26 protein-coding genes are annotated in these 21,291 nt (G+C 55.8%); all 26 read left to right on the forward strand.

Annotated features, from left to right (window positions below):
• Positions 1–4 precede the first annotated feature (4 nt).
• The 26 genes from DWX32_RS09145 to DWX32_RS09270 all read left to right on the forward strand — a co-directional run bounded on the left by DWX32_RS09145 (position 5) and on the right by DWX32_RS09270 (position 21,254).
• Positions 5–1,081 carry a major capsid protein gene (locus DWX32_RS09145; protein ID WP_118043821.1) on the forward strand — a complete coding sequence of 359 codons (1,077 nt, stop codon included), beginning with the start codon at positions 5–7 and terminating at the stop codon, positions 1,079–1,081.
• A 27-nt stretch (positions 1,082–1,108) separates the two neighbouring features.
• Positions 1,109–1,513: a hypothetical protein gene (locus DWX32_RS09150; RefSeq protein ID WP_118043820.1), complete on the forward strand. Its 405-nt coding sequence runs from the start codon at positions 1,109–1,111 to the stop codon at positions 1,511–1,513.
• Between the two features lie 13 nt (positions 1,514–1,526).
• Positions 1,527–1,853: a response regulator receiver protein gene (locus DWX32_RS09155; RefSeq protein WP_118043819.1), complete on the forward strand. Its 327-nt coding sequence runs from the start codon at positions 1,527–1,529 to the stop codon at positions 1,851–1,853.
• A gap of 4 nt (positions 1,854–1,857) precedes the next feature.
• The gene (locus DWX32_RS09160) at positions 1,858–2,184 is read left to right on the forward strand and encodes a hypothetical protein (RefSeq protein ID WP_118043818.1); all 327 of its coding nucleotides are present in this window, start codon (positions 1,858–1,860) and stop codon (positions 2,182–2,184) included.
• Between the two features lie 15 nt (positions 2,185–2,199).
• Entirely contained in the window at positions 2,200–2,829 is a 630-nt protein-coding gene (locus DWX32_RS09165; RefSeq protein ID WP_118043817.1) for a hypothetical protein, read from the forward strand.
• 85 nt (positions 2,830–2,914) lie between these two features.
• Entirely contained in the window at positions 2,915–4,312 is a 1,398-nt protein-coding gene (locus tag DWX32_RS09170) for a phage tail sheath family protein (protein ID WP_243037573.1), read from the forward strand.
• 14 nt (positions 4,313–4,326) lie between these two features.
• Positions 4,327–4,836, forward strand: a complete 510-nt coding sequence (locus DWX32_RS09175) for a phage major tail tube protein (protein ID WP_118043815.1) — start codon at positions 4,327–4,329, stop codon at positions 4,834–4,836.
• 77 nt (positions 4,837–4,913) lie between these two features.
• Positions 4,914–5,321, forward strand: coding sequence for a hypothetical protein (locus tag DWX32_RS09180; RefSeq protein WP_118043814.1), 408 nt, complete (start codon positions 4,914–4,916; stop codon positions 5,319–5,321).
• Positions 5,322–5,438: 117 nt separating this feature from the next.
• Positions 5,439–9,230 (forward strand): phage tail tape measure protein, encoded by a 3,792-nt coding sequence (locus DWX32_RS09185; RefSeq protein WP_118659723.1) that lies wholly within the window; start codon positions 5,439–5,441, stop codon positions 9,228–9,230.
• Positions 9,223–9,471 carry a tail protein X gene (locus DWX32_RS09190; protein WP_055236841.1) on the forward strand — a complete coding sequence of 83 codons (249 nt, stop codon included), beginning with the start codon at positions 9,223–9,225 and terminating at the stop codon, positions 9,469–9,471. Before DWX32_RS09185 ends, DWX32_RS09190 begins: the two co-directional genes overlap by 8 nt.
• A 41-nt stretch (positions 9,472–9,512) precedes the next feature.
• The gene (locus DWX32_RS09195) at positions 9,513–10,385 is read left to right on the forward strand and encodes a phage late control D family protein (RefSeq protein WP_243037574.1); all 873 of its coding nucleotides are present in this window, start codon (positions 9,513–9,515) and stop codon (positions 10,383–10,385) included.
• Positions 10,385–10,735: a hypothetical protein gene (locus tag DWX32_RS09200; RefSeq protein ID WP_118659727.1), complete on the forward strand. Its 351-nt coding sequence runs from the start codon at positions 10,385–10,387 to the stop codon at positions 10,733–10,735. The genes DWX32_RS09195 and DWX32_RS09200 overlap by 1 nt, the downstream gene beginning before the upstream one ends.
• A 12-nt stretch (positions 10,736–10,747) precedes the next feature.
• Positions 10,748–11,434: a hypothetical protein gene (locus DWX32_RS09205; RefSeq protein ID WP_243037575.1), complete on the forward strand. Its 687-nt coding sequence runs from the start codon at positions 10,748–10,750 to the stop codon at positions 11,432–11,434.
• A 12-nt stretch (positions 11,435–11,446) separates the two neighbouring features.
• A complete protein-coding gene (locus tag DWX32_RS09210; protein WP_118043811.1) occupies positions 11,447–11,728 on the forward strand; it encodes an early E1A protein in 282 nt (93 codons plus the stop codon).
• On the forward strand, positions 11,725–13,071 hold the full coding sequence (locus tag DWX32_RS09215; protein ID WP_118659729.1) for a baseplate J/gp47 family protein: 1,347 nt from the start codon (positions 11,725–11,727) through the stop codon (positions 13,069–13,071). The genes DWX32_RS09210 and DWX32_RS09215 overlap by 4 nt, the downstream gene beginning before the upstream one ends.
• A 14-nt stretch (positions 13,072–13,085) precedes the next feature.
• Positions 13,086–13,991: a phage tail protein gene (locus DWX32_RS09220; protein WP_118659731.1), complete on the forward strand. Its 906-nt coding sequence runs from the start codon at positions 13,086–13,088 to the stop codon at positions 13,989–13,991.
• 19 nt (positions 13,992–14,010) lie between these two features.
• A complete protein-coding gene (locus DWX32_RS09225; RefSeq protein ID WP_004220698.1) occupies positions 14,011–14,322 on the forward strand; it encodes a hypothetical protein in 312 nt (103 codons plus the stop codon).
• Between the two features lie 20 nt (positions 14,323–14,342).
• The gene (locus DWX32_RS09230; protein ID WP_118659733.1) at positions 14,343–14,768 is read left to right on the forward strand and encodes a hypothetical protein; all 426 of its coding nucleotides are present in this window, start codon (positions 14,343–14,345) and stop codon (positions 14,766–14,768) included.
• Positions 14,769–14,771: 3 nt separating this feature from the next.
• Positions 14,772–15,140, forward strand: coding sequence for a hypothetical protein (locus DWX32_RS09235; RefSeq protein WP_118659735.1), 369 nt, complete (start codon positions 14,772–14,774; stop codon positions 15,138–15,140).
• Positions 15,141–15,160: 20 nt separating this feature from the next.
• Positions 15,161–16,258 carry an SUMF1/EgtB/PvdO family nonheme iron enzyme gene (locus DWX32_RS09240; protein ID WP_118659737.1) on the forward strand — a complete coding sequence of 366 codons (1,098 nt, stop codon included), beginning with the start codon at positions 15,161–15,163 and terminating at the stop codon, positions 16,256–16,258.
• 71 nt (positions 16,259–16,329) lie between these two features.
• The gene (gene avd, locus DWX32_RS09245) at positions 16,330–16,674 is read left to right on the forward strand and encodes a diversity-generating retroelement protein Avd (protein WP_004220709.1); all 345 of its coding nucleotides are present in this window, start codon (positions 16,330–16,332) and stop codon (positions 16,672–16,674) included.
• A gap of 427 nt (positions 16,675–17,101) precedes the next feature.
• Positions 17,102–18,247 carry a reverse transcriptase domain-containing protein gene (locus DWX32_RS09250; RefSeq protein WP_243037576.1) on the forward strand — a complete coding sequence of 382 codons (1,146 nt, stop codon included), beginning with the start codon at positions 17,102–17,104 and terminating at the stop codon, positions 18,245–18,247.
• The gene (locus tag DWX32_RS09255; RefSeq protein ID WP_118043805.1) at positions 18,226–18,582 is read left to right on the forward strand and encodes a serine/threonine protein kinase; all 357 of its coding nucleotides are present in this window, start codon (positions 18,226–18,228) and stop codon (positions 18,580–18,582) included. The genes DWX32_RS09250 and DWX32_RS09255 overlap by 22 nt, the downstream gene beginning before the upstream one ends.
• A gap of 12 nt (positions 18,583–18,594) precedes the next feature.
• A complete protein-coding gene (locus DWX32_RS09260) occupies positions 18,595–18,975 on the forward strand; it encodes a hypothetical protein (protein ID WP_118659741.1) in 381 nt (126 codons plus the stop codon).
• 11 nt (positions 18,976–18,986) lie between these two features.
• Positions 18,987–20,570 (forward strand): phage tail tip lysozyme, encoded by a 1,584-nt coding sequence (locus DWX32_RS09265; protein WP_118659743.1) that lies wholly within the window; start codon positions 18,987–18,989, stop codon positions 20,568–20,570.
• A gap of 156 nt (positions 20,571–20,726) precedes the next feature.
• Positions 20,727–21,254, forward strand: a complete 528-nt coding sequence (locus DWX32_RS09270) for a hypothetical protein (RefSeq protein ID WP_005933351.1) — start codon at positions 20,727–20,729, stop codon at positions 21,252–21,254.
• Positions 21,255–21,291: the final 37 nt, after the last annotated feature.

A 21,291-nucleotide genomic window follows, 5' to 3' on the forward strand; every position in this document is an offset into this window, starting at 1 on the left:
ACAAATGGCTTTTAATTTTTATGATACCCACACACTGCTCGCCTCCGTGCAGCAGCTCCCGCCGCTTCACTCTTTCCTTTTGGATCGCTACTTCCCTACTAACGCCGCCTCTGACGTGTTCGCCACTGACGACGTGCTGGTGGAATACCGCAAGGGATCCAAGAAAGCGGCACCTTTTGTAGCACCTCGCAAGGGTGGAATCACGATCCTGCGCGAAGGCTACACCATGAAGCGCTTCACTCCGGCGCATATTGCACCGAAGCGCCCGCTCTCCATTGACGACCTGAAAAAGAGAGGCTTCGGGGAGGCTCTTTATACTAACCTGACTCCGGCCCAGAGACAGGGCGTGATCATGCTCGGAGATCTCGACGAACTCCGCGACATGAACACCCGCAGAAAGGAGGCCATGGCTGCGGAGGTAATCTTCACCAATGGCTGCATTATGCACGAGTACACGGACGACCTCGGCACCTACGAGGAAAAGGAAGTCCGCTACTACGACGGCGCCAGCAACCCGGCAAAATACACCCCTTCCGCAGACTGGGCCGACACCGAGGCAGGCGGCAAGCAGATGATCGACGACGTGGCCGCCATGATCTCCATGTTAAGCACGAGAGGGCTCCCTGCGACTGAGTGCCTCATGGCTCCGGACGTTGCGGATCTTTTCCTCCGCAATCCGTGGATCCTGAAACTGCTCGACAACCGCAACTACCATATCGGAGGCGTAGATCCTGAGACTCTGCCTGCTGGCGCTTCTAAGATCGCCCGCCTGAACATCAAGGGCCGCATGATCGACTTCCTCACCTATGAGGACACCTACACCGAGCTGGACGGTACCGTAAAGCAGTATATCCCGCAGGGCATGATCGCTGTAGGCGCTCCGGCTGCTGGCCGCACCGTTTACGGCGCGATCACTCAGGTTGAACAGGCCGACGGCGAGTTCCACACCTACACCGGCGTGGACGTGCCGAAGTATATCAGCGACGCCACTCACAACCTCCGCGAGCTCGTTCTCAGCTCTGCGCCGCTGCCTATGCCTAACAACGAGTGCCCGTTCAGCGTGGCGAAAGTTATCAACTAAGCGCAACGAGCAGAAAGGAGCAAGACCATGAGAAAAATCAGGGTAACAGTGGGAACCGTTGGTTTTTATGACGCCAAGCACGCCCACAAGAGAAAGACAGCAGCAGACGGCCCGTTTGAGTGTGAGGACACTCAGGCAGAGCACTTCGTCTCTGCTGGCGTCGCTGAATATATCGGCGGCGTAATCAAAGCAGACGAGGCGGACGAGCAGGAAGTAACCGGCCACCTCGCAAAGAGCCAGCTCGAAGAAATGACGATCCAGCAGCTCCAGAACCTCGCGGGGGATCTCGGCGTTGACGTTACCGGCTGCAAAAAGAAAGCCGAATATGTGGACGCGATCGCAGCCGCAGAAGTAACCGCTGGCGGCGTAGTTGACGACGAGGACGCAGACGGCGACGATCTCCCGGATCTGAACGCAGCGGATCCGGAATAACGGAGGTGAGTACATGATCCGAATGATCAAAGGCACCTACGGGCTCGTGAAAAACGGAACCGTGGAACCTATGACGAAACACTCTCCCGCCTTCTCTATCACCGCAGCCCGCGAGGCTGAGCTGGTGGAGGCTGGCGTGGCCGTGTATGAGGCAGAGCCGGAAAGCACTCCCTCAGAATACAACGGCCTGAACATGACAGAGCTCAGAGAGGCTGCAGCAGCGTATGGCGTAGACGCGAGCGCAGTCCGCAGCAAAAAGGAAGTGATCGCCCTGATCGAGGCAGCCAAGGCCAAAGCTGACAGCTCCGCAGAAATCGAGGCGGAACCTTCCGAGGCATAAGCTCGTGAGCTTCAAAGACCAAATAAAGCAGGATCTCTCAGACGTTTTCCTGAATCTGGACGAGTTCGCAGACCTTCACCGGATCGAAGGAAAGGAAGTCCCGGTGGTAATTGACAGCGACATGCTGGAAAAGCTGAGCAAAATCGGCGACAACCGTATTCACGGAATGGACGAGGCCGACATGGTAATCATGGGAAAAGCCTCCGACCTTCCGGAAAATCTGGATCCCGGCCGCCTTCTCAATCTGGACGGCCGCGAGGTGATCGTCGTCACTACTACGTCGGAAATGGGGCTCGTACAAATTGCGGTTCGCCAGAATCGCATGAGCTAAGGAGGTGACGGCAGCATGACACTGGTAAACAGTATCGACAAAATAGTGAGCTGGCTCACTGAAAACGTATGCAGCAAGATCACCCTCAAACTGCCGGACGACTACCGGAACGACACCGGCTACGACGTCGTAATGGTACACCCTGCGGCGTTCCCGTTATACGTTCCGGGGAAGGATCGGCTGCCGCCAAACGTGGCCGCTCCGATCCCTTCCGTCTGCGTGCAGCTCATGGAAGGAAGCGACGAGCTCATACAGAAAAAGAGGCAGCTCCAGATCCGGCTCTGCCTCGCCTGCTGGAATCCCGGCCAACACGGCGGGGAGATTTTCAACCCTCGCGAAAACGCGAAGGCAACCGGCGGCTACTCCTACTACGTCAATACCGGAGAAGCTGCCAAAACATACTCGCGAAATATGGACGGCTGGCGCGACTGCTACAATCTGGCCGACCTCGTGCTCCGCGAGATTGAAACTGCGGAATATATCGCAGGCCATAGGCTCGTAAAAGAGCAAGGGATCAAGTTCGGCCCGTTCACAGAGGACGGCAATGTCTGGGACTACTATCCGTACTGGCATAGCTGGATCAGCTTCGCACTGGAAATCGGAACGACTCCGGCGATCCCGCAAGAATACGAAAATTTTTTATAAGGAGGACTAAAACATGGCATATTTGCATGGCGCATATGGCGAAATCGGCGAAAGTAAAGTGGCTTCCGTCACTCAGGCCGACGTGGTGGCCGCGTATATCGGCACCGCACCGGTGAACCTGATCAGGGGTTACGCTGACAAAGATCTCGTTAATATGCCGGTAAAAGTAACCAATATGAGCGAAGTCCAGAGCCTCGTCGGCTACTCCGACGACTGGGAAACATTCACCCTCGGTTCTGCGTTCGCTGAGCACTTCGACAACACCGTCGGAAACGTTGGCCCGATCTATATCGTGAACGTGCTCGATCCTGCGGTGCATAAATCCGCACAGAAAACCACAAAGGCCCTGACCTTCACAGACGGCAAGGCAGAGTTCGAGAGCGACAAGATCATTCTCGACACCTTCGCGATCGCAGACAAGGCCGAGGGCGTGGACTATGCTCTCTCTTATAGCATGGCAAAGCACACAGTAACCGTGACGCTGCTCAAAAATACTGACGGGGCCGAACTCTCCGCAACCTTCGACACCGTGGACACTTCCAAGGTGCAGGCGGCCGACATTATCGGCGAGAAAACCGAAACCGGAGAATATACCGGACTGGCTTCCATGGCTCTGCTCTATCAGTACCACAACGTCGTGCTCAATATTCTGGCAGCTCCGGGCTGGAGCCATATCCCGGCCGTATACAAGGCCATGGTGAGCACTATCCAGAAACTCAACGGCCACTGGGACGGCTTCGTTCATGCCGACGTTCCTCTGGAGGACAAAGGAACCAAGATCGACACACTCGCAAAGGCTCAGAAATGGGCTATTGACAACGGCTACACCAGCGAGTTCTCGAAGGTATACTGGCCGAAGATTAAGGACGGCAGCGGCCGGATCTTCTGGCTGTCCACAGTAGGCGCCGCCACTATGCAGCGCGTAGACCTGAGCCACGACGGCGTTCCGTTTGAATCTCCGTCCAACAAGGAAATCATGGCCACGAGCCAGTATTTCGGCGAGGACTCCAAGAGCCGCGGCTTCGATCAGGAGACTGCGAACAAGCTCAACGAGAAGGGAATCACAACGGCCTGCTTCTGGGGTGGCCGCTGGGTATTGTGGGGCCCTCATACTGCTGCGTACAAGTACAACGGCAGCATGGACGCCCGCGCGATCTTCGACGTAAATATCCGTATGCTGGAGCATATCACGAACAGCTTCCAGAAGGATCACGGAACCGAGATCGACAGCCCTATGACTCCGCAGGACAAGGACAGCGTGCTGAATTTTGAAAAGGAAAAGCTCGACACCCTTCTGGGAATCGGCGCCCTGATCGGTACCCCGTCCGTGGAATTTGTGGAAAGCGCGAACCCTACCAGCAACATGCTGAACGGCGACTTCGTTTGGGACTTCTCCGTAACTAACACGCCTCCGTTCAAGTCTGGCACTGCTCGCGTATGCTACACAGACGAAGGCTTCCAGTCCTTTTTTGCTACTGAATAAGGAGGTGCAGAACAATGGCAAAATGGCTCGATATTAAAGGCCCGGTAGTGGCCGACACCGTATACGCGGACAGCACTCTGGTGGCGAAGGACGTCGCCTTCACTCTGCCCGGTATTGAATTTTTAACCGCTGACGTGCAGGCCATGGGTAACATGACCGTGCCACTGATCGGACTTCTGGAGAACATGGAGCTCTCCATTACAAAGATCGGCGTAGACAACGGCCTGCGCCGCATGAACCGCCTCAAAAAGCAGAGCTTCGAGTTCCGCTGGGTTCAGAACGTCGTAAAATCCGACGGATCCACCGCGACCGAAGGCTGCAAGGCTTTTGTGCGTACCATGCCGGGATCCTTCCCTGAGCTGGGCGTCGAAGTTGGCAGCGCAACCGAAGCCGAGAACACTTACAACGTGACAAGGCTCCAGATCTACGCGAACGGCGTCGAGATCTGCTGCGTTGACCGTTTGGCTCAGATCCTCCGTATCAACGGCGAGGACTACATGAGCAAGATTAACAACCTGCTTTAATGCAGTAACCTAAAAATAACCACGGCCCGCCGGTCAATCCACTGGCGGGCTCTTTTTTTGTTTGAAAGGAGAACAAAATGAACGGAACCCTCACTCTGAAAAATCCCGTGATGATCAACGGGGACAAAATCACAGAAATGAAGTACGACACGAACGAGATCGACGGCGTGCTTTTCGCAACTGCTGAGGCAAAGAGAAAAGCGGCCGCAGGTATGAAGAACCTGTCCGTGTCCGCAGCGGCAGAGTTCGACTTCGGCCTCCACCTCTACCTCGGCTATGCTGCGATCGTGGCCGTGAATCCGACCTATGACTTTTCCGATCTGGAGCGCATGAAGGGCGCGGACGTTGTGGAGGTAATGGCCCTCGGCCGAAATTTTATGCTGAAATCGGAGCCGGAACCACAGGAAAACGACTCCGTAGAGCCTACCGCGACTACGCCAGAGTCTACCACACCAGCACGACAGAGCTCGAAAAAAAGCGAGTAACTGACTTCATCATAGAGTATGCAGAAGCGGCCGAGGATCTCGCAGCCGAAAGAAAACGCGCCGAGAAAAATCGGCCACTGAACATAAGGGGGCCAAAGCACACAAGGAGGTGAAGACGTGGCAGACCATACTCTACAATCTACGATAGAGATCGCCGGATCCCTCAGCCCCTCCCTTCAAGCGGCCATAAACGCGGCCGTCTCTCGTCTGGAGGAAATGAGCAAAGAAACGCTCGAAGCCGCCGGTGCCTCCGCACAGTTAGCGGCAAAGATCAGCACGCAGGAGACAGTCCTCAAAAATCTGGAACAAGGCTACGCCGACTACGTTGTGACGGGCCAAGAAGGAACCGAGGAAGCCGAGCAGCTCGCGAGTACAATCCAAGAGCTGTCCGGTGAACTGACGGAAAATCGAGGCACGTTGGACGCAGCGGAAAAAGCCGCCCGCTCCCTGTCTGAAACCATGGACGACGCAGGCGGAGAAGCTGAAACGCTGCGCTCTACAATCTCCAAGCAGGAGGACACCCTCCAGCAGTTAAAGCAGCGCTATGTTGACGTTGCAACAGAACAGGGAGAAACCAGCGACGAAGCGCGGGAGCTCGCCCGGCAGATCCAAGACCTGTCCAGTGAGCTACACGAGAACAAGACCAAGCTCTCAGACGCAGAGTACGCAGCGGACAAACTGGACAACTCTCTGGAGGAAGTCGAAAGCTCGGCCAAAAAGGCAGACGACGGCTTCACCATGTTTAAGGCTACACTGGCAAACCTCGCAGCCGAAGCGATCACGCGGGCGGTGGACGGTATCAAGAATCTGGCCGGGAACGTCATAGAACTGGGCCAAAACTTCACCAGCACCATGTCCGAGGTATCGGCAATCAGTGGCGCAACCGGCGAGGACTTCGAGAAACTGGAAGCCTGCGCCAGAGAATACGGCGCCACCACGGTTTTCTCGGCCAGCAATGCAGCCGAGGCCCTCAAATACATGAGTCTCGCCGGGTGGGACGCTGATCAGTCCACAAGTGCGCTGGGTGGCGTTCTGAATCTGGCCGCTGCTTCTGGCATGGAGCTGGGAGCTGCTTCTGATATGGTAACGGACTACCTGAGCGCCTTCGCCATGGAGGCCGGAGACGCCGCATACTTCGCGGATCTTCTCTCCTACGCACAAAGTCACAGCAACACCACGGCCGAAGCGCTGGGCGAAGCCTACAAAAACTGCGCCGCCAACCTGAACGCAGCCGGGCAGGACGTCGAAACCGTCACCTCACTGCTCGAAGGAATGGCGAACCAAGGCTACAAGGGTTCAGAAGCCGGAACCGCAATGGCCGCAATCATGCGAGATATAACCAACGGAATGAAGGACGGCGCGATCAAGATCGGAGAAACCTCCGTGGCCGTAATGGACGCACAGGGCAACTTCCGAGATCTCACCGACATTCTCACAGAAGTGGAAGCTGCCACAAATGGGATGGGCGACGCAGAACGAGCCGTCGCGCTATCTTCCACTTTTACCGCAGACTCCACAAAGGGCCTGAACCTGATCCTCAACGAAGGCATGGACAAGATCGCCGGGTACGAGGAAGAACTCCGCGGAGCTTCTGGATCCGCTGAGGAAATGGCCAATATTATGAACGACAACCTCAGTGGCGACGTGGCAGCAATGAACAGCGCCTTCGAGGAACTGGGGCTCAAAATCTACGACGCGCTGGAAAGTAAGCTACGCGCAGGCGTGCAGTTTATCACCAACGGCGTGATCCCGGCGGTCGAATGGCTCGGCGGGCATATCCCAGAAGTGACCATAGCAGTGAGCGGCCTCGGTGCCGTTATCGCAGCTATGAACTGGGGAACCATATCGAGCAAGATCGCAATGGTGAAGGGCGCACTGGTAAAACTCGCTGCAGCACTGGGAGGCGTATCACTTCCAGCTATTGCTATTATCGCAGTGATCACGGCCGTGGCTCTTGCCTTTACGAATCTATGGAAAAATAACGAAGAATTTAGGAACAAGATCACAGCGATCTGGGACGGAATCAAAGCCAAGTTCGACGAGTTCGGGCAAGGAATTGTGGACAGGCTCAACGCGCTGGGGTTCGAGTTCGAGGACATAACCGAAGTAATGAAGGCAGTCTGGGACGGCTTCTGCGAGGTGCTCGCTCCGATTTTTGAGGGCGTATTCCAGCAGATCAGCAATATTCTGAGCGAGGCCCTCGACATTCTGACCGGCCTGTTTGACATCTTCGCCGGAATTTTTACCGGTGACTGGGACATGGTATGGCAGGGCGTCCAAGAAGTTTTCGGCGCAGTCTGGGACTTCGTTGTGGCAACCTTCGAGAACTGGATCAGCACGTTCACCTCTCTGGCGGACACTGTTCTGGGCTGGTTCGGCACCGACTGGGAAACCGTCTGGACGAATGTTAAAACATTTTTTTCGGACACATGGAACGCGATCTCGTCGTTTTTCTCTGGAATCCTGACGGGAATCAAAACATTTTTCACGGAGACATGGGACTCGATCGTCTCGTTCTTTTCCGGAATTTTATCCGGAATTTCTTCGAGCGTCACCGGAACCATGACCGAGATCCACGACACCTTCACGAATATCTGGAACTCAATCACCGGATTTTTGTCCGGAGCATGGGAAACAATTAAAAACATTGTGACCGTCGGGATCATGGCCGTGAAGGAAATTATCAGCGCAGCCTTCCAGATCATCACGCTGCCGTTTCGGTTTATCTGGGAAAACTGCAAGGACACGGTGCTCTCTATCTGGGAGACTATCAAGAGCGTGATCGGCGAAAAAATCGACGCCGTAAAAGAAAAGATCACCACGGTAACGACTGCGATCTCCAACGTAGCAAGCGCAGCATGGAACGCGATCAGCTCCACGGCTTCCTCCCTCTGGGAAGGAATCAAGGGCACGATCGGTTCCAAAATCGACGCAGCCAAGGAGAAAGTAAGCACCGCGACGAGCGCGATCACCAGCGTGGCAAGTTCCGCATGGTCAAGCGTAAGCTCCACGGCTTCCTCTCTCTGGAGCACAATCAGCTCCACGGTGAGCAGTAAGATCTCAGCGGCCAGTTCCGCCGTAAGCTCGGCAACGAGTACGATCACAAGCGTGGCAAGCTCTGCATGGTCAAGCGTGAGCTCTGCTGCTTCCTCAAAATGGGAAAGCGTCCGGAGCACGATCAGCAGCAAACTGAGCAGCGCGAAATCTACCGTTTCCAGCTTAATGAGTGGAATCACTTCCACCATGAGTTCGGGACTCAGCTCCGCGCTCAGCACGGTGACGGGTAAGTTCTCCAGTATTTACTCGACGATCAGCAGCAAAATGTCGGCAGCGAGGGACGCTGTAGGAAACGCGATCAGCGCCCTGAAATCAAAGTTTAATTTCTCGTGGAGCCTGCCACACCTGAAACTCCCTCATGTGAGTATCAGCGGCAGCTTCTCGATCAACCCGCCAAGCGTACCGCACTTCGGTATTTCATGGTACAAGGACGGCGGTATTCTGACGCGCCCGACAGTTTTCGGCGCAGCAGGTAACAATCTTCTGGCCGGTGGTGAAGCTGGCGCCGAGGCCGTGGTTCCACTTGCAACCCTCTGGGACAAGCTGGAAACCATGATCACCTCAGTGTTCAACACTGCAAGCACAACCGGAAGATCTTCTGGCGAAGGACTCACAAGCACGGCCGGAAGGCTTCTGACTCTGGACGACTTCTCTCTCGGAAGTCTTGCAGACAGTGGCGGCGTGGTAGTTTACTACGACTTCTCCGGCTTCACATGGAGCCCACAGATCCAGACAGAAGGAACCGGCGACGACACGGACGACTTCATGGCGAAGCTCAAAGCCCACGAGGCCGAGTTCTTCGACTGGCTGGAAGAATTTATTAAAATGCGGGAGGTGGCTCAATATGCGTAGAGTAACAGGTTACAAAGACTACACGACACGCGAAGGGGACACCTTCGACGCGCTGGCCCTCGAAATGTACGGGGAGGAAATGCTGGCGCACTATATCGTAGAATTTAACCCCGACTATGCGGACGTGCTGATCTTCGACGCGAACGTGGCCCTCCGGCTGCCGATCGTCGAAGGTGCAGAGACGCCGGAAACTCTGCCGCCGTGGCGCCGGGACTCTGAGGACGAGGACGACAGCGCGTGAACCTCTACTACAACGGGGTGGATATATACGGGGACGTGTCGGTGAACTACTGCGTGCATGAAATGTTCGCGGAAAAGCAAGCCGACACCCTCGTGATCCGCTTCAACGACACCAAGGGAACATGGAGCAAGTGGCAACCGGCCGAAGGTGACACCGTGCAATTCAAAGAAGACGCGAGTGATACCGGGAAAATGTTCGTACACTCCATGAAACCAGAAAACGGGCTTTTTACGATCCGGGCCATGTCCATGCCGAAAAGCGGCAAGACAAAAAAGAGCAAAAGCTGGGAGGGCGTCCGGTTCCTGCAACTGGCGAATGAGTTCGCAGGAAATCACGGGCTAACATTCCAGAACTACGGCTGCTCGGATCAGGTTTACCCGTATATCAAGCAGGACAACGAGACAGACTTCGCCCTATTCCACCGGCTCTGCACTCTGGAAGGCTGCCAAATGCTTATATTTGACGGCAAGCTGCTGGCATATAACGAGCAGTACATAGAGGGCCAGACTCCAGCCGGTAGCCTCTCCGTAGATGAAAACGGCGTTTTCTCCTATGAGGACAACCGGGGCGGAATGTACGGATCCTGCGAAATTGCAAGCGGAAGCTACTCCGGAAAATTTATAGCCGACAGCTCCAACAGCTCAGTGCTCCGCCCTGCGGTGCCTGTTCAGGTAACCAGCAATGCAGAGGCGGCACGCTTCGCCAAGGGGCTACTGCGGAACGCGAACAAGTTCGCCCGCTCCGGGTACTTTTCTAAGTCACTTATGACCGGATATGCAGCCGCCAGCATTTTGACACTATCAACACCAAGGGCAACCATGTGGGACGGTACCGTTTTTGTGTATAAAGTCCGGCATGATTTTGTCGGAAATAAATCCACGATCTACTTCCGGCACATTCTGGAGGGCTACTAATGGGAAATATCAACAAAGGCACGATCGCCAGCATATCGGGAAACACGGCCCGCGTTGTACCGTCTGACGCCGGAGCCAAACCAACCGCAAAGATCACGATCCCGTGGCACCTCCGCGGATCCACCGGAAACCTCTCAAAAGGCACGGCGGTGGTTTATGTGGAGTTTGACGACTCCACCGGGCTACTGCTGGGCCGGGCGGACGGTGAATGGGGGTGCTACCTGCCGAGCCTCACGGCCGGTAATATCAACGTACCGAAGGGCGACGTCACAGCTCGCGGCATAAGCCTGAGCGGGCACACCCACGGAGGCGTCGAAACAGGCAGCGGATCCACTAAAAAACCAAATTAAGGAGGTGCAGCCATGCCAACAATGGCACAGTGGGGCTCAAAAAAATGGGCCGTATCATCAAAGCAAGTCGTCGCGCTGGAGGGGCTGGCCTTTTCCTACGAGCAGGTGGCCGACGAAAACACCAGCACCGAGGACAAAAAGACGACTAACGAACGAGGCACCGAGCTTTTCCCTCTCTCATTCACCACCGTGCTGCACTCAGGCGCAGGCGTTGACGTATGGGCGGAGATCCAGAGCTGGAAGGCTCTCGTCACAAAAGTGAATTATTTCTATCTCGGCGGAAAGAAACTGGGGCCGAAGCTCCAGCTCCGAAAAGTCGCGGTAAGCAACACAAAGGTGGACGGCAAGGGGCGGCTGCTTCTGGCCACTCTTTCCTTCACGTTCAAGGAATACGATCCGGCCACCACCAGCGTAAAGGTAAGCACCACCGCGCTGAATGTGAAAGCGAGCACCTCCTCGAAGTCCGTCAAGAAAACAACCAACACAGCGGCTAAAAAGGCCACTAAGAAAACGATCAAAGTCGGCGACTATGTGAAACCGACCGGCAGCAGGTACGCAACCGGCCAGAAGATCCCAAGCTGGGTAAAACAGCGAAAGCATAAGGTGAGCCAGATCAAGAGCAGCCAAAACAAGGTACTGCTGGGCCACCCTAACGGGATCAATAGCTGGGTGTATCTGTCCGAAGTAACTCTCGCATAAGGAGGTGACGCCATGAGAGCAAGCGGAAACGGAAGCCCGGAAGTGTGCGCCGCCAATCTACTGAGGATCGTCCGCGGTGAAGTCGCATACGATCGCGTGCGCGGCGTTGACGGGACTCTGATCGACAAACCGAACGCGACCGACGAGGCCGTGGCTGACGCGGAGTGGGTTCTGGAAACCTTCGAGCCCCGCGTGGAGTCTGACAGTATCACCTCGGATCCGGCGGCCGCCTTCTCTGGCGACTTCGGCATGATCGTGAACATTATCCAAAGAAAGGAGGACGAGGACGCATGAGCGAGCTCAAATTCATAGAGACAACCGACGAAACGGTCTACACTGACATGCTGGAAGAATTAGAGAACGGCGTCGGCGAACCTCTCTACCCCGGAGACGAGCGCCGGATCTTCGGCGACACTATGGCGAAGGTGATCGTCGCGGTTTACAACACAGTGAACGACGCTTGCCGCCAGAAAATGCTCCGATATGCAAGGGGCCCCGTTCTGGACGCTCTGGGAGAAAACAGAGACGTGATCCGTCTCGATCCTACCTATGCCACTACCACCCTACGGTTCACAGTTACCGAAGCGGTGGGCTCTAATATCATCATACCGGCCGGACTTCGGGTAACTGGTGACTTCGTTCACTATTTCCTGACAGACACCACGGCCGTGCTTTATGCAGGCAGCCTCTATGTGGACGTGGCAGCAACCGCCGAGGAAGGCGGCACGGACTACAACAACATAGACGAGGGCGAGATCTCAGAGATCGTGGACGTCTCCGACGTTCCACTACTCGACGGAGTAACAAACCTGACCATAACAGAAGGCGGAGGCGACCGTGAGGAGGACGAACCGTACCGTGAAAGAATCCGAGAAGCTGAGAACAAGCTCAGCACCGCAGGCCCGGCCAAAGCCTACAAATACTGGGCGCTGTCCGCGAACTCTCTCGTCACGGACGCGGTGGTGGAATCCGAAAAGGAAACGATCACCAGAACCCTGAAAACCTACGCCGGGCACGCCTTCCAAGGCGGCGCCAATCTCCTACCGGACACTCTGGTGGTTTTCCTGAGTGACGGATCCGAAGCCACAGCAGGGGCCGACTATACGGCTGAGTATGCCGACGAGCTTCTGACTCTCTCACTCTCCGGATCTCTCGCTGGAGCTGAGACGGTAAAGATCCAGATCGTCCGTAATATGTACGGCCGTGTCAAGATCGTGCCGATCTGCGCCGGTGGACAGCTTCCGAGCGAGGAAGTGCTGGCCGACGTGCTGGCCGCCTGCTCTGCGGACGACGTTCGCCCTCTCACTGACATGGTAACGGTGGAGGCTCCGGAAACTCACGAGTATGACATAGAGCTCACCTACTACACCACCAAGGCCAACGAGTCCGAAGTGGTGCAGAACGTGGAGGGATCCGGCGGAGCCATTGATCGGTATATCAACTGGCAGGGTTCCACGCTGAATCAGGACATAAACCCGGACGAGCTCTGGAAGAGGATCCTCTGCCCTGACTGGGCCGACGATCTGATCGGGGCCACCCGCGTGCAGATCATCAAACCGGAATACACCGAGCTAAACAGCACGACCGTGGCCAAGTTCTCCGGTAAAAAGACCGTGAAGCATATCGTCAAAGGATAAAGGAGGTGGACAGCATGGGCGGCATGAAAGTGTCAAACATGGATTTTATAAAACTGCTGCCCGCCTTCATGCAGGACGACGAGGCAGCGATCGCACTCAGCAAGGCTGTGAACAAACTCATAGGTGAGCCGGGCAAACGTCTGGCCACGATCCGCACATGGGACAAGGTGGGCGAGCTCACAGAAGCGGAATGCAACGAAATGGCGTGGGAGTTGGACATTGACTGGTACGACTCCGAAGGCATGAGCCTGACAGAGAAGCGGAACACGATCAAACTCGCGCAGCAGATCAAAAGAAAGCGCGGTACAAAGTGGGCCGTTGAGCGCCTGATCAGTGCATACTTCGGCGAAGGGTATGTCATGGAGTGGTTCGAAATGGACGACTCCCCGTACACCTTCGCAGCTCTAACCACGAACGTGAACACCGACAGCGAAAATTTTAATAAATTTGTTGACGCCGTTCAGGCTGCCAAAAATGTGCGCTCGCATATCGCGGGCGTTTTCTATTACTGGCAACAGGGGCCGGATCCCGGTATTGAGTGTGCGCTGAACACGGAGCTACACCGTTATGATTTTGTGAAATGCGGTACCAACCCGCGAACGGCCACGATCGGCTTCGTGATAAAGCCGAGCATTGAAACAGATCCGGAAGTGAAACCGTACCTATACGGCTACACTCACGCCGGAACGATAACCTGCGGAACATATCCGCAGCCCGGAACACTCGGCGCCGTCGTAAAGCAGGCGGCTGCAGCCGAGCCTGACACCGAGGTGTTCCGCTACAACTACCCTGAATGTGGAATAACTCCACGGCCGGGGACGTTGGGCTCAGTTATAAAACGCGCAGCAGCCACGAACGAAAAGGCGGCCCTGTTCTGCTATCCGTTCGTAAAATGCGGAACTAAACGCTGCGGGGAATAAACCGAAAGGAGGGCACAAAATGGCATACTTCGGCGAAGCCTACATGGGACGAAGGCGGCAGCAGTGGCTCCGCTCTCTCGCCTATGTCGAGGCTCAGACAAACGGCACATGGCACCGCGGAACGATCAACCAGAAAAAGATCGAAGGCGAAAACGTGGTAGTTATGGCGACGTTCCCGACGCTGGACTCTATCGCCTGCACGATCAACGCCTCCCGTCTGATCGACACCTACGGGGAGCAGGCAGCATACCAGCAGAGAACTATCAACAAAGTGGCCGGACAGGGAACCATGATCAAGATCACGATCCCGATCTATGAAGTCACAGCATAAAGGAAGGAGGAAGCAGACACATGTATAACGCAACAAAATGGCTCGACAAAGTGGTAGACGTCGATAGCGGCGAGGTCATTCAGGCCGGAACCGATCAGAGCGCCGCCCACTTCAACAACATGGAGAGCGGGATCACAGACGCCAGCGTGGCCGCTGCCATGCTCCTGATCGCAGCCGGAGAGCTCCAGTCTCAGACAGAGATCGAGCGCCACGTCGTAGAACTGAAAAACACGGCGAGCTATCCGTTCAACAACTCCGCCAAGACCGTGAGCCTTGCGATCACTCGCGACAACACAGACTACACCGTGGACGTGGATATTCAGGCCCACACCGGAAATGTCGGCGAGATCCAGATCTACGACAAGCAGCTCAACGGCTTCAAGGTCAGGTACGACGGAAGCGCCGAGAGCGCCACCCTTATTTTAAGAATCAAAGGAGGTAAATAAACCATGGCAAAAATCAACGACGTGCAGGTGATCGAGAAGAACACCGGCGAAAAGATCCAGTGGGAGCAGGACGGCTACCGTCTCAGCTTCGACGACGACGCGCTCAGCGTCAAGGTTACAAAGTATCAGGGCGACGAGGCCCGCACCCTCGACGTGTGCATGGATCGCGGCGGTGATCTCATGCTCGGCACCCAGCCCGGCGGCCGCTATGTGGCCCAGATCGAGATCCCGGCCGCAACCTACACCGAGACACCGATCGAACCGGAGGAAGGCGCCGACGAATCCGACGACACCAACCGCCAGACCGTAGAGCGTACAAAGAACCCGCTCGACATGGCAGAGGTGAAGCTGATCCTCTGGAGTATTGAATAAGCAGAAAGGAGCACAAGAAAATGGCAAATTTTGACCTCACAACTCTGGCAGTGAAAATGATCTGCCCGAATAACGTCGTCAAGACAGACGACACCGATATTCCTTCCGTTCTGGTGTATATCCCGAAGTTTAAGAACTCGGACGTGCTCACCGGCGGAAATGACAGCACCCACCCGGCTTTTATCGTCAACGGCGTGGAAATTCCCGGCTTCTACTATGGAAAATTTCAGGCTAAAGTTTACAACTCCGTAGCGTATAGTCTGCCAGCAGAAGATCCGACCGCAAGTATCAACTTCGACACCGCACGCGCACGCTGCGAGGCCAAGGGCGCAGGCTGGCACCTGAGCACTAACGCAGAATGGGCCGCGATCGCTCTCTGGTGCAAGAAAAACGGCTTCCTCCCGTATGGTAACAACAACTACGGCAAAGACAGCCGCGAAAGCAATTACAAAGCCGTGCCGAGCTACTACGAAAGCAACAAGATCGCAAGAGTCGCAACCGGTACCGGCCCGATCTCGTGGAGCCACGACAAGACCATGGCCGGTATCTGGGATCTGAACGGTAACGTGTGGGAATGGCAGGGAGGAATCCGCCTTGTTTGGGGCGAGCTCCAGATCCTTGCAAATAACGACGCAGCCGATCCGGACAACCCTCAGAACGCAACGAGCACATGCTGGAAGGCTATCAACGCCGCAGACGGCGCCCTCGTGGATCCTGAGAGCAAGACAACCGACAGCTCCGCCCATGTTTCCGGTAAAACCGTAAAACTGGACTATGTGAACAACAAGTGGACGTACTCCACTTCGATCACCAACGCCAAAGATGAAAGCCGAAGCTGCGCCTTTTATCAGGTTACTGCCGACAGCTCGATCGGAGACGCTGCCAAGGTTATGCTGCGCGCTCTCGCCCTTCTCCCTGACTCTGACGTCACTACGGACGTATACGAGGGCGACTACATGTGGTGGAATAACGGCGTAGCCGAGCGCTGCGTGTTTCGCGGGGGCGCCTGGTCCGACGGTGCGTACGCTGGTGTGTTCGCCCTCTCCGGCAGCCCCTCCCGCGGCGGTGCGAGCACGGGCATCGGCTTCCGTGCCGCTTATATCCCGGAAATCCGGTAATCTGGCAATCTGAAAATCTGGCACGAGGGTGGCCCACCAAGCCACCCTCTACCCTTTTAAGGAGTAACAACATGGACAACTTACAACTGCGGCAGCGTATCGTCCGGAGCATGATCCGGGTGAGCGAACGCACCGCAAACATGAGGAAACCCGAAAAATTCGAGTATCGCAAACACATGACGGCGGCATTCATGGATATGCTGGAGCTCTGCATTGAGGCCAACCGGGCCAGAGGCTCACGCCGGGTAGAACTCCAGAACAAAATGGACACCAAGCTGGACGTGCTGCGCTCTCTCGTAGACACGGCAGTTTCTCCGGAGGATCGCCTGATCTCTCCGGGGCTCCACGAGATATGGAGCAAGGAGCTGAACGAAATCGGGCGTATGCTCGGCGGCTGGAAAAAGTCGAACGAGTAAAGCCCGTGGGGAATGTGTCGAGATAAAGGAGGCGCTGCGTGTATCGCGGGGGCAACTGGAACAACGGTGCGAACGCTGGTGTGTTCTACCTCAACGGCAACAACTCCCGCAGCAATGCGAACACGAACATCGGCTTCCGTGCCGCTCTTGCCTTATTTGTTTATTTTCTGAGGGCCAAGGCCCAGCAGAAACACCAAGGCAAAAGGGATGCATTTCCCGGCCGACAAGGCCAAAGATATACGCTCGTGCTGCTCTGCCGGTGGAGGCCACCGGGGACACCGAGCAAACCGCGCAGGCTGGCCGTTGTCTGCTATGCGGGCAGAAGGGGGATCCGGATCCTGCGGCGTGGCGGCCGCAGAGGAAAGATCTCGCCGAGGAATGTCACAACGCGGGCCATAATTATGACAACACAAGGAGGAACGAGGACATGGATCCAAGAAACCAGCCCTCCCTTCTGGAGAGAATATACTCGTGGGAGAATCTTCTGGACGCATACCACGAGGCAGCAAGCGAGAAGTGGTACCGCAACGACGTGACCGCCTTCGCGGCGAATCTGGAGGAAAACCTGATCGGCATACAAAACGACTTGATCTGGCACACCTACAAAGTGGGCCGGTACCGGCAGTTCTACGTCCATGAACCGAAGAAACGGCTCGTCATGGCTCTGGGCTTCCGGGATCGTGTCGTGCAGTGGGCGATCTACCTCCAGACAAACCAGCACCTCGACAATGGCATGATATACCACAGCTACGGGTGCAGGGTGGGAAAAGGAACCACCAGAGCAGCCGACCGGCTTCAATACTGGTGCACGCTCGTGGATCGAAAGCCGGGCAAATGGTACTACCTGAAACTGGACGTATCAAAGTATTTTTACCGGGTGGATCACAGGGTACTGCTCGACATACTCCGCCGGAAGTTCCCAAACGAGGACGGCTACCTCTGGCTTATGGAAACGATTATAAATTGCGACCATACGCCCTTCGGACTACCTCCGGGGAAGTCCGCCGACGAGATCCCACCGTCTGAAAGACTGTTCGAGGTAGGTATGCCGATCGGAAACCTCACGAGCCAGCTACTCGCGAACGTCTGCCTCAATGAGCTGGATCAGTATATCAAGCACGAGCTGAAAGCCCATTTTTACGACAGATACATGGACGACATGGCACTGCTCTATCCTGACGCGGCCACCCTGAACCGGTGGAGGACTGCGATCGAGAAGTATCTGAACGAAGTACTGCACCTCGAATTGAACAGCAAAACCACGATCGGACTCGTCAAGCACGGGATCACCTTCGTGGGCTGCCGAATCTATCCGGGGTACCGCAAACCGACAGCTCAGTCGGTCAAGAAAATGAAGGCACGTATGCGCTACATAGCGAAAGAGTACGAGGCCGGGCTGATCGACTTCGACGCGGTAGACGCGACCATGCAGAGCTACTTCGGACTTATGAGCCACTGCTCCACTCACGGGCTCCAGAAATGGATCGAGAAAAATATTATTTTCAAACGCAAAGAAATGGCAGACATAGAGCTGCCGCAGGAGGTGACACAATGGGAATTGAATCAGTTTTGATCGCCTGCCTTCCTTCGGCGATCACTGGGTTCTGCTTCTGGTGTATCGAGCAGAAAATCCAGAAACAGAGCAAGAAACTGGAGGAAGAAGAAAAACAGCGACGAGAAGCTCAGGACAAGCGCGAAAAGCTCCACGAACAGCAGGAGCTTTTTTTAGTGCAAGGAGTGAACGCTGCGATCGCCCTCGGAGAAGCCACGGCCAGAGCCGTGCAGCGGATCCCGGACGCCCACTGCAACGGTGATATGCACGCGGCCCTCGACTATGCCGCCAAAGTCAAACACGAGCAGAAGGACTTCCTGACAAGGCAGGGGATCGAGTCCATTTATGAAAGCTAAGGAGGTGACACCATGACCGAGGAAACACTGGAACCGGTAGAAACCGGAACAGATCCGGAGGAACGGATCCAAGAGCTGGCAGTCGAAAACCGTCGGCTCCGGAAGCAGATCAAACGAATGAGAGAGGCTGCAGCCACCAGCAAAAAGGTGGAATTTTCAAAAATTATTTTCTGCGGCGTATCAATCGTGACGATCTTAATTACCGTCTTTTCCTGCTGGATTATTTACTCCACCATGGACACCTCAGCCCTCGCCTACCTGATCCCGGCCGTGTTCGCTGAAATGGCGAGTGCGACCGGTTTTTACTACACGAAGGCCAAGGCTGAAAACAAAATCAAATTGATGAACGCCAACGGCGTGCAGCCAGAGGCGGACAACTTCAACGACTTCTAAGGAGGTGGAACATGTCACTCACTGGAAAAAGCAACGAGGAAAAGATCTGGAATTTCCTCACCGGCAAGGGCCTGAACTCATACGGGGCCGCCGGACTCATGGGGAACCTGTTCGCGGAGAGCGGGCTCAACCCTCACAATCTCCAGAACACCTACGAGAAAAAACTCGGCTACACAGACGACGACTACACAGACGCGGTGGACTCCGGAAAGTATACCGGCTTCGTGCATGACTCCGCAGGCTACGGCCTCGCGCAGTGGACATTCTGGAGCCGTAAGGAGGCGCTCCTGAATTATGTCAAGGCTGCCGGTGCCTCAATCGGAGATCTGGAGACTCAGCTCGGCTTCCTCTGGAAAGAACTCGCCGAAAGCTACGCCGCCGTGCTGTCCGTGCTGAAAAAAGCCACCAGCGTGAGACAGGCTTCCGACGCCGTGCTGCTCAAATATGAACAGCCAAAGGATCAGAGCGCCAGCGTCCAGACGAAGCGGGCCAGCTACGGGCAGACCTACTTCGACAAATACGCAACCAAGACAACCAACGACACACAAGGAGGTAAAACCATGAGCAATAGCCCATTAGTGGACTGCACAGTTTACAGCCCTAACCACAGCGGAAAAAGAACCCATTCGATCGACCGCCTGACTCCGCACTGCGTAGTCGGCCAGTTATCCGCCGAAACGATCGGCGCCTGCTTCCCTAAAGGTAGGGACGCAAGCTGCAACTACGGGATCGGGTACGACGGCCGCGTCTGCCTGATCGTGGACGAGTGCAACCGGAGCTGGTGTAGCTCCAGCAACGCAAACGACCAGCGAGCGATCACGATCGAGTGCGCCAGCGATAAGGCCGAACCATACGCCATGGAATCCGCAGTTTACGAGAAACTGATCAAGCTCTGCGCTGACATCTGCAAGAGAAACGGAAAAACAAAGGTGCTCTGGCTCGGCAGCAAGGAGAAGGCTCTCGCATACGAGCCGAAGGCGAACGAGATCGTACTCACCGCGCACCGCTGGTTCGCGAATAAATCGTGCCCCGGCGACTGGCTTTATTCCAGATATGGGGAGCTCGCAGACAGAATCAACGCACTGCTCGGCTCTGCTGACTCCGGCAACTCCGGCGGAAATAATACCCCGTCCGGCGGTTCCGGCGTGAAATACTACGTCCAGACCGGAGCCTATAAGCAGAAGGCAAACGCTGACGCTCAGCTCAAAAAGGTGAAAGCTGCCGGTTTTGACGCTATTCTCAAACAGTCCGGCGGCTTCTACAAGGTGCAGACTGGAGCCTACTCCAAGAAAGAAAACGCCGACGCCGAAGTCAAAAAGCTGAAAGCGAAGGACTTCGACGCAATCGTAACGACCGACGGCGGAAACGCTGCCGGATCTGCAAGCTCTGAGATCAAAGTCGGCGACGTGGTTCAGTTCTCTGGTGGCCCTCACTACGGAAGCGCTGCAGCTTCAACTGCTGCCGGATCTCCGAAAGCTGGCCCGGCCAAAGTCACCAGAATTGTGAAGGGCGCAAAGCACCCGTACCATATCGTACACACTGACAGCCAGTCCAATGTCTACGGCTGGGTGGACGCGGCCAACGTCTCAAAATGAGCACGGCTGCCAGTGTCCTGCTGCTGATCGTGGCCATGGCCGTCCATGTGATCTGGATCCGCTCCCTCGCGGAGTGGGACGGCTCACCGTGCGACGCAGCAGACTGTAAAAACTGCCCGTACTATCCGGGAGAAAACAGAAAGGAGAACCAACACCATGAACGAAGCTATGACTCAGATCCTCAACGCAGCGACGCCGATCCTCTGCCTGCTCATTACTGCCGGTGGCGCCTACCTCGTGGCGCTGCTCAAACGCCAGACAGCCCAGATCGAGAAAGATCTGGACAATGAGACAGCCACCAAATACATGAACATGGCAGTGGACGCCGTAGCTCAGGCCGTGGCCTACACGGCCCAGACGTTCGCGGACTCACTGAAAGCCGAGGGCAAATTCACCAAAGAGAAGCAGCTCGAAGCCTTCGAGAAGTCCAAAAACAAGACGCTGGAGATCCTCGGCGACACAACCGTGGCCGCCCTCCGTGAGATTTACGGCGACTTCGACGCATGGCTCGAAACCAAGATCGAGCAGGTATGCAGAGAAACCAAGGCCGCCAGCGAGTCCCAGATCAAGGCAGCAACGGCCGACGCAGCAACAACCGCGGCAAGCGTAGCGGCAACGATCGCCACTACTGCGGTGCAGCAGCTCGCAGCCGAAGCTCCGGCCGCTGAATCTAAAACAGAATAGGCCCCTGACATGTTCAGGACATAAAGAAAGCCCGGCG

Origin of the sequence: Blautia sp. AF19-13LB, from assembly GCF_003479105.1 — a bacterium.
GTDB lineage: Bacteria > Bacillota > Clostridia > Lachnospirales > Lachnospiraceae > Fusicatenibacter > Fusicatenibacter saccharivorans.

Coding starts and splice junctions, on each gene's coding strand:
- DWX32_RS09220 (WP_118659731.1), top strand. CDS start 13,086: ATGGGCGGCATGAAAGTGTCAAACATGGATTTTATAAAACTGCTGCCC.
- DWX32_RS09145 (WP_118043821.1), top strand. CDS start 5: ATGGCTTTTAATTTTTATGATACCCACACACTGCTCGCCTCCGTGCAG.
- DWX32_RS09210 (WP_118043811.1), top strand. CDS start 11,447: ATGAGAGCAAGCGGAAACGGAAGCCCGGAAGTGTGCGCCGCCAATCTA.
- DWX32_RS09230 (WP_118659733.1), top strand. CDS start 14,343: ATGTATAACGCAACAAAATGGCTCGACAAAGTGGTAGACGTCGATAGC.
- DWX32_RS09150 (WP_118043820.1), top strand. CDS start 1,109: ATGAGAAAAATCAGGGTAACAGTGGGAACCGTTGGTTTTTATGACGCC.
- DWX32_RS09250 (WP_243037576.1), top strand. CDS start 17,102: ATGGATCCAAGAAACCAGCCCTCCCTTCTGGAGAGAATATACTCGTGG.
- DWX32_RS09225 (WP_004220698.1), top strand. CDS start 14,011: ATGGCATACTTCGGCGAAGCCTACATGGGACGAAGGCGGCAGCAGTGG.
- DWX32_RS09205 (WP_243037575.1), top strand. CDS start 10,748: ATGCCAACAATGGCACAGTGGGGCTCAAAAAAATGGGCCGTATCATCA.
- DWX32_RS09155 (WP_118043819.1), top strand. CDS start 1,527: ATGATCCGAATGATCAAAGGCACCTACGGGCTCGTGAAAAACGGAACC.
- DWX32_RS09270 (WP_005933351.1), top strand. CDS start 20,727: ATGAACGAAGCTATGACTCAGATCCTCAACGCAGCGACGCCGATCCTC.
- DWX32_RS09165 (WP_118043817.1), top strand. CDS start 2,200: ATGACACTGGTAAACAGTATCGACAAAATAGTGAGCTGGCTCACTGAA.
- DWX32_RS09175 (WP_118043815.1), top strand. CDS start 4,327: ATGGCAAAATGGCTCGATATTAAAGGCCCGGTAGTGGCCGACACCGTA.
- DWX32_RS09180 (WP_118043814.1), top strand. CDS start 4,914: ATGAACGGAACCCTCACTCTGAAAAATCCCGTGATGATCAACGGGGAC.
- DWX32_RS09255 (WP_118043805.1), top strand. CDS start 18,226: ATGGGAATTGAATCAGTTTTGATCGCCTGCCTTCCTTCGGCGATCACT.
- avd (WP_004220709.1), top strand. CDS start 16,330: ATGGACAACTTACAACTGCGGCAGCGTATCGTCCGGAGCATGATCCGG.
- DWX32_RS09215 (WP_118659729.1), top strand. CDS start 11,725: ATGAGCGAGCTCAAATTCATAGAGACAACCGACGAAACGGTCTACACT.
- DWX32_RS09260 (WP_118659741.1), top strand. CDS start 18,595: ATGACCGAGGAAACACTGGAACCGGTAGAAACCGGAACAGATCCGGAG.
- DWX32_RS09240 (WP_118659737.1), top strand. CDS start 15,161: ATGGCAAATTTTGACCTCACAACTCTGGCAGTGAAAATGATCTGCCCG.
- DWX32_RS09265 (WP_118659743.1), top strand. CDS start 18,987: ATGTCACTCACTGGAAAAAGCAACGAGGAAAAGATCTGGAATTTCCTC.
- DWX32_RS09190 (WP_055236841.1), top strand. CDS start 9,223: ATGCGTAGAGTAACAGGTTACAAAGACTACACGACACGCGAAGGGGAC.
- DWX32_RS09200 (WP_118659727.1), top strand. CDS start 10,385: ATGGGAAATATCAACAAAGGCACGATCGCCAGCATATCGGGAAACACG.
- DWX32_RS09235 (WP_118659735.1), top strand. CDS start 14,772: ATGGCAAAAATCAACGACGTGCAGGTGATCGAGAAGAACACCGGCGAA.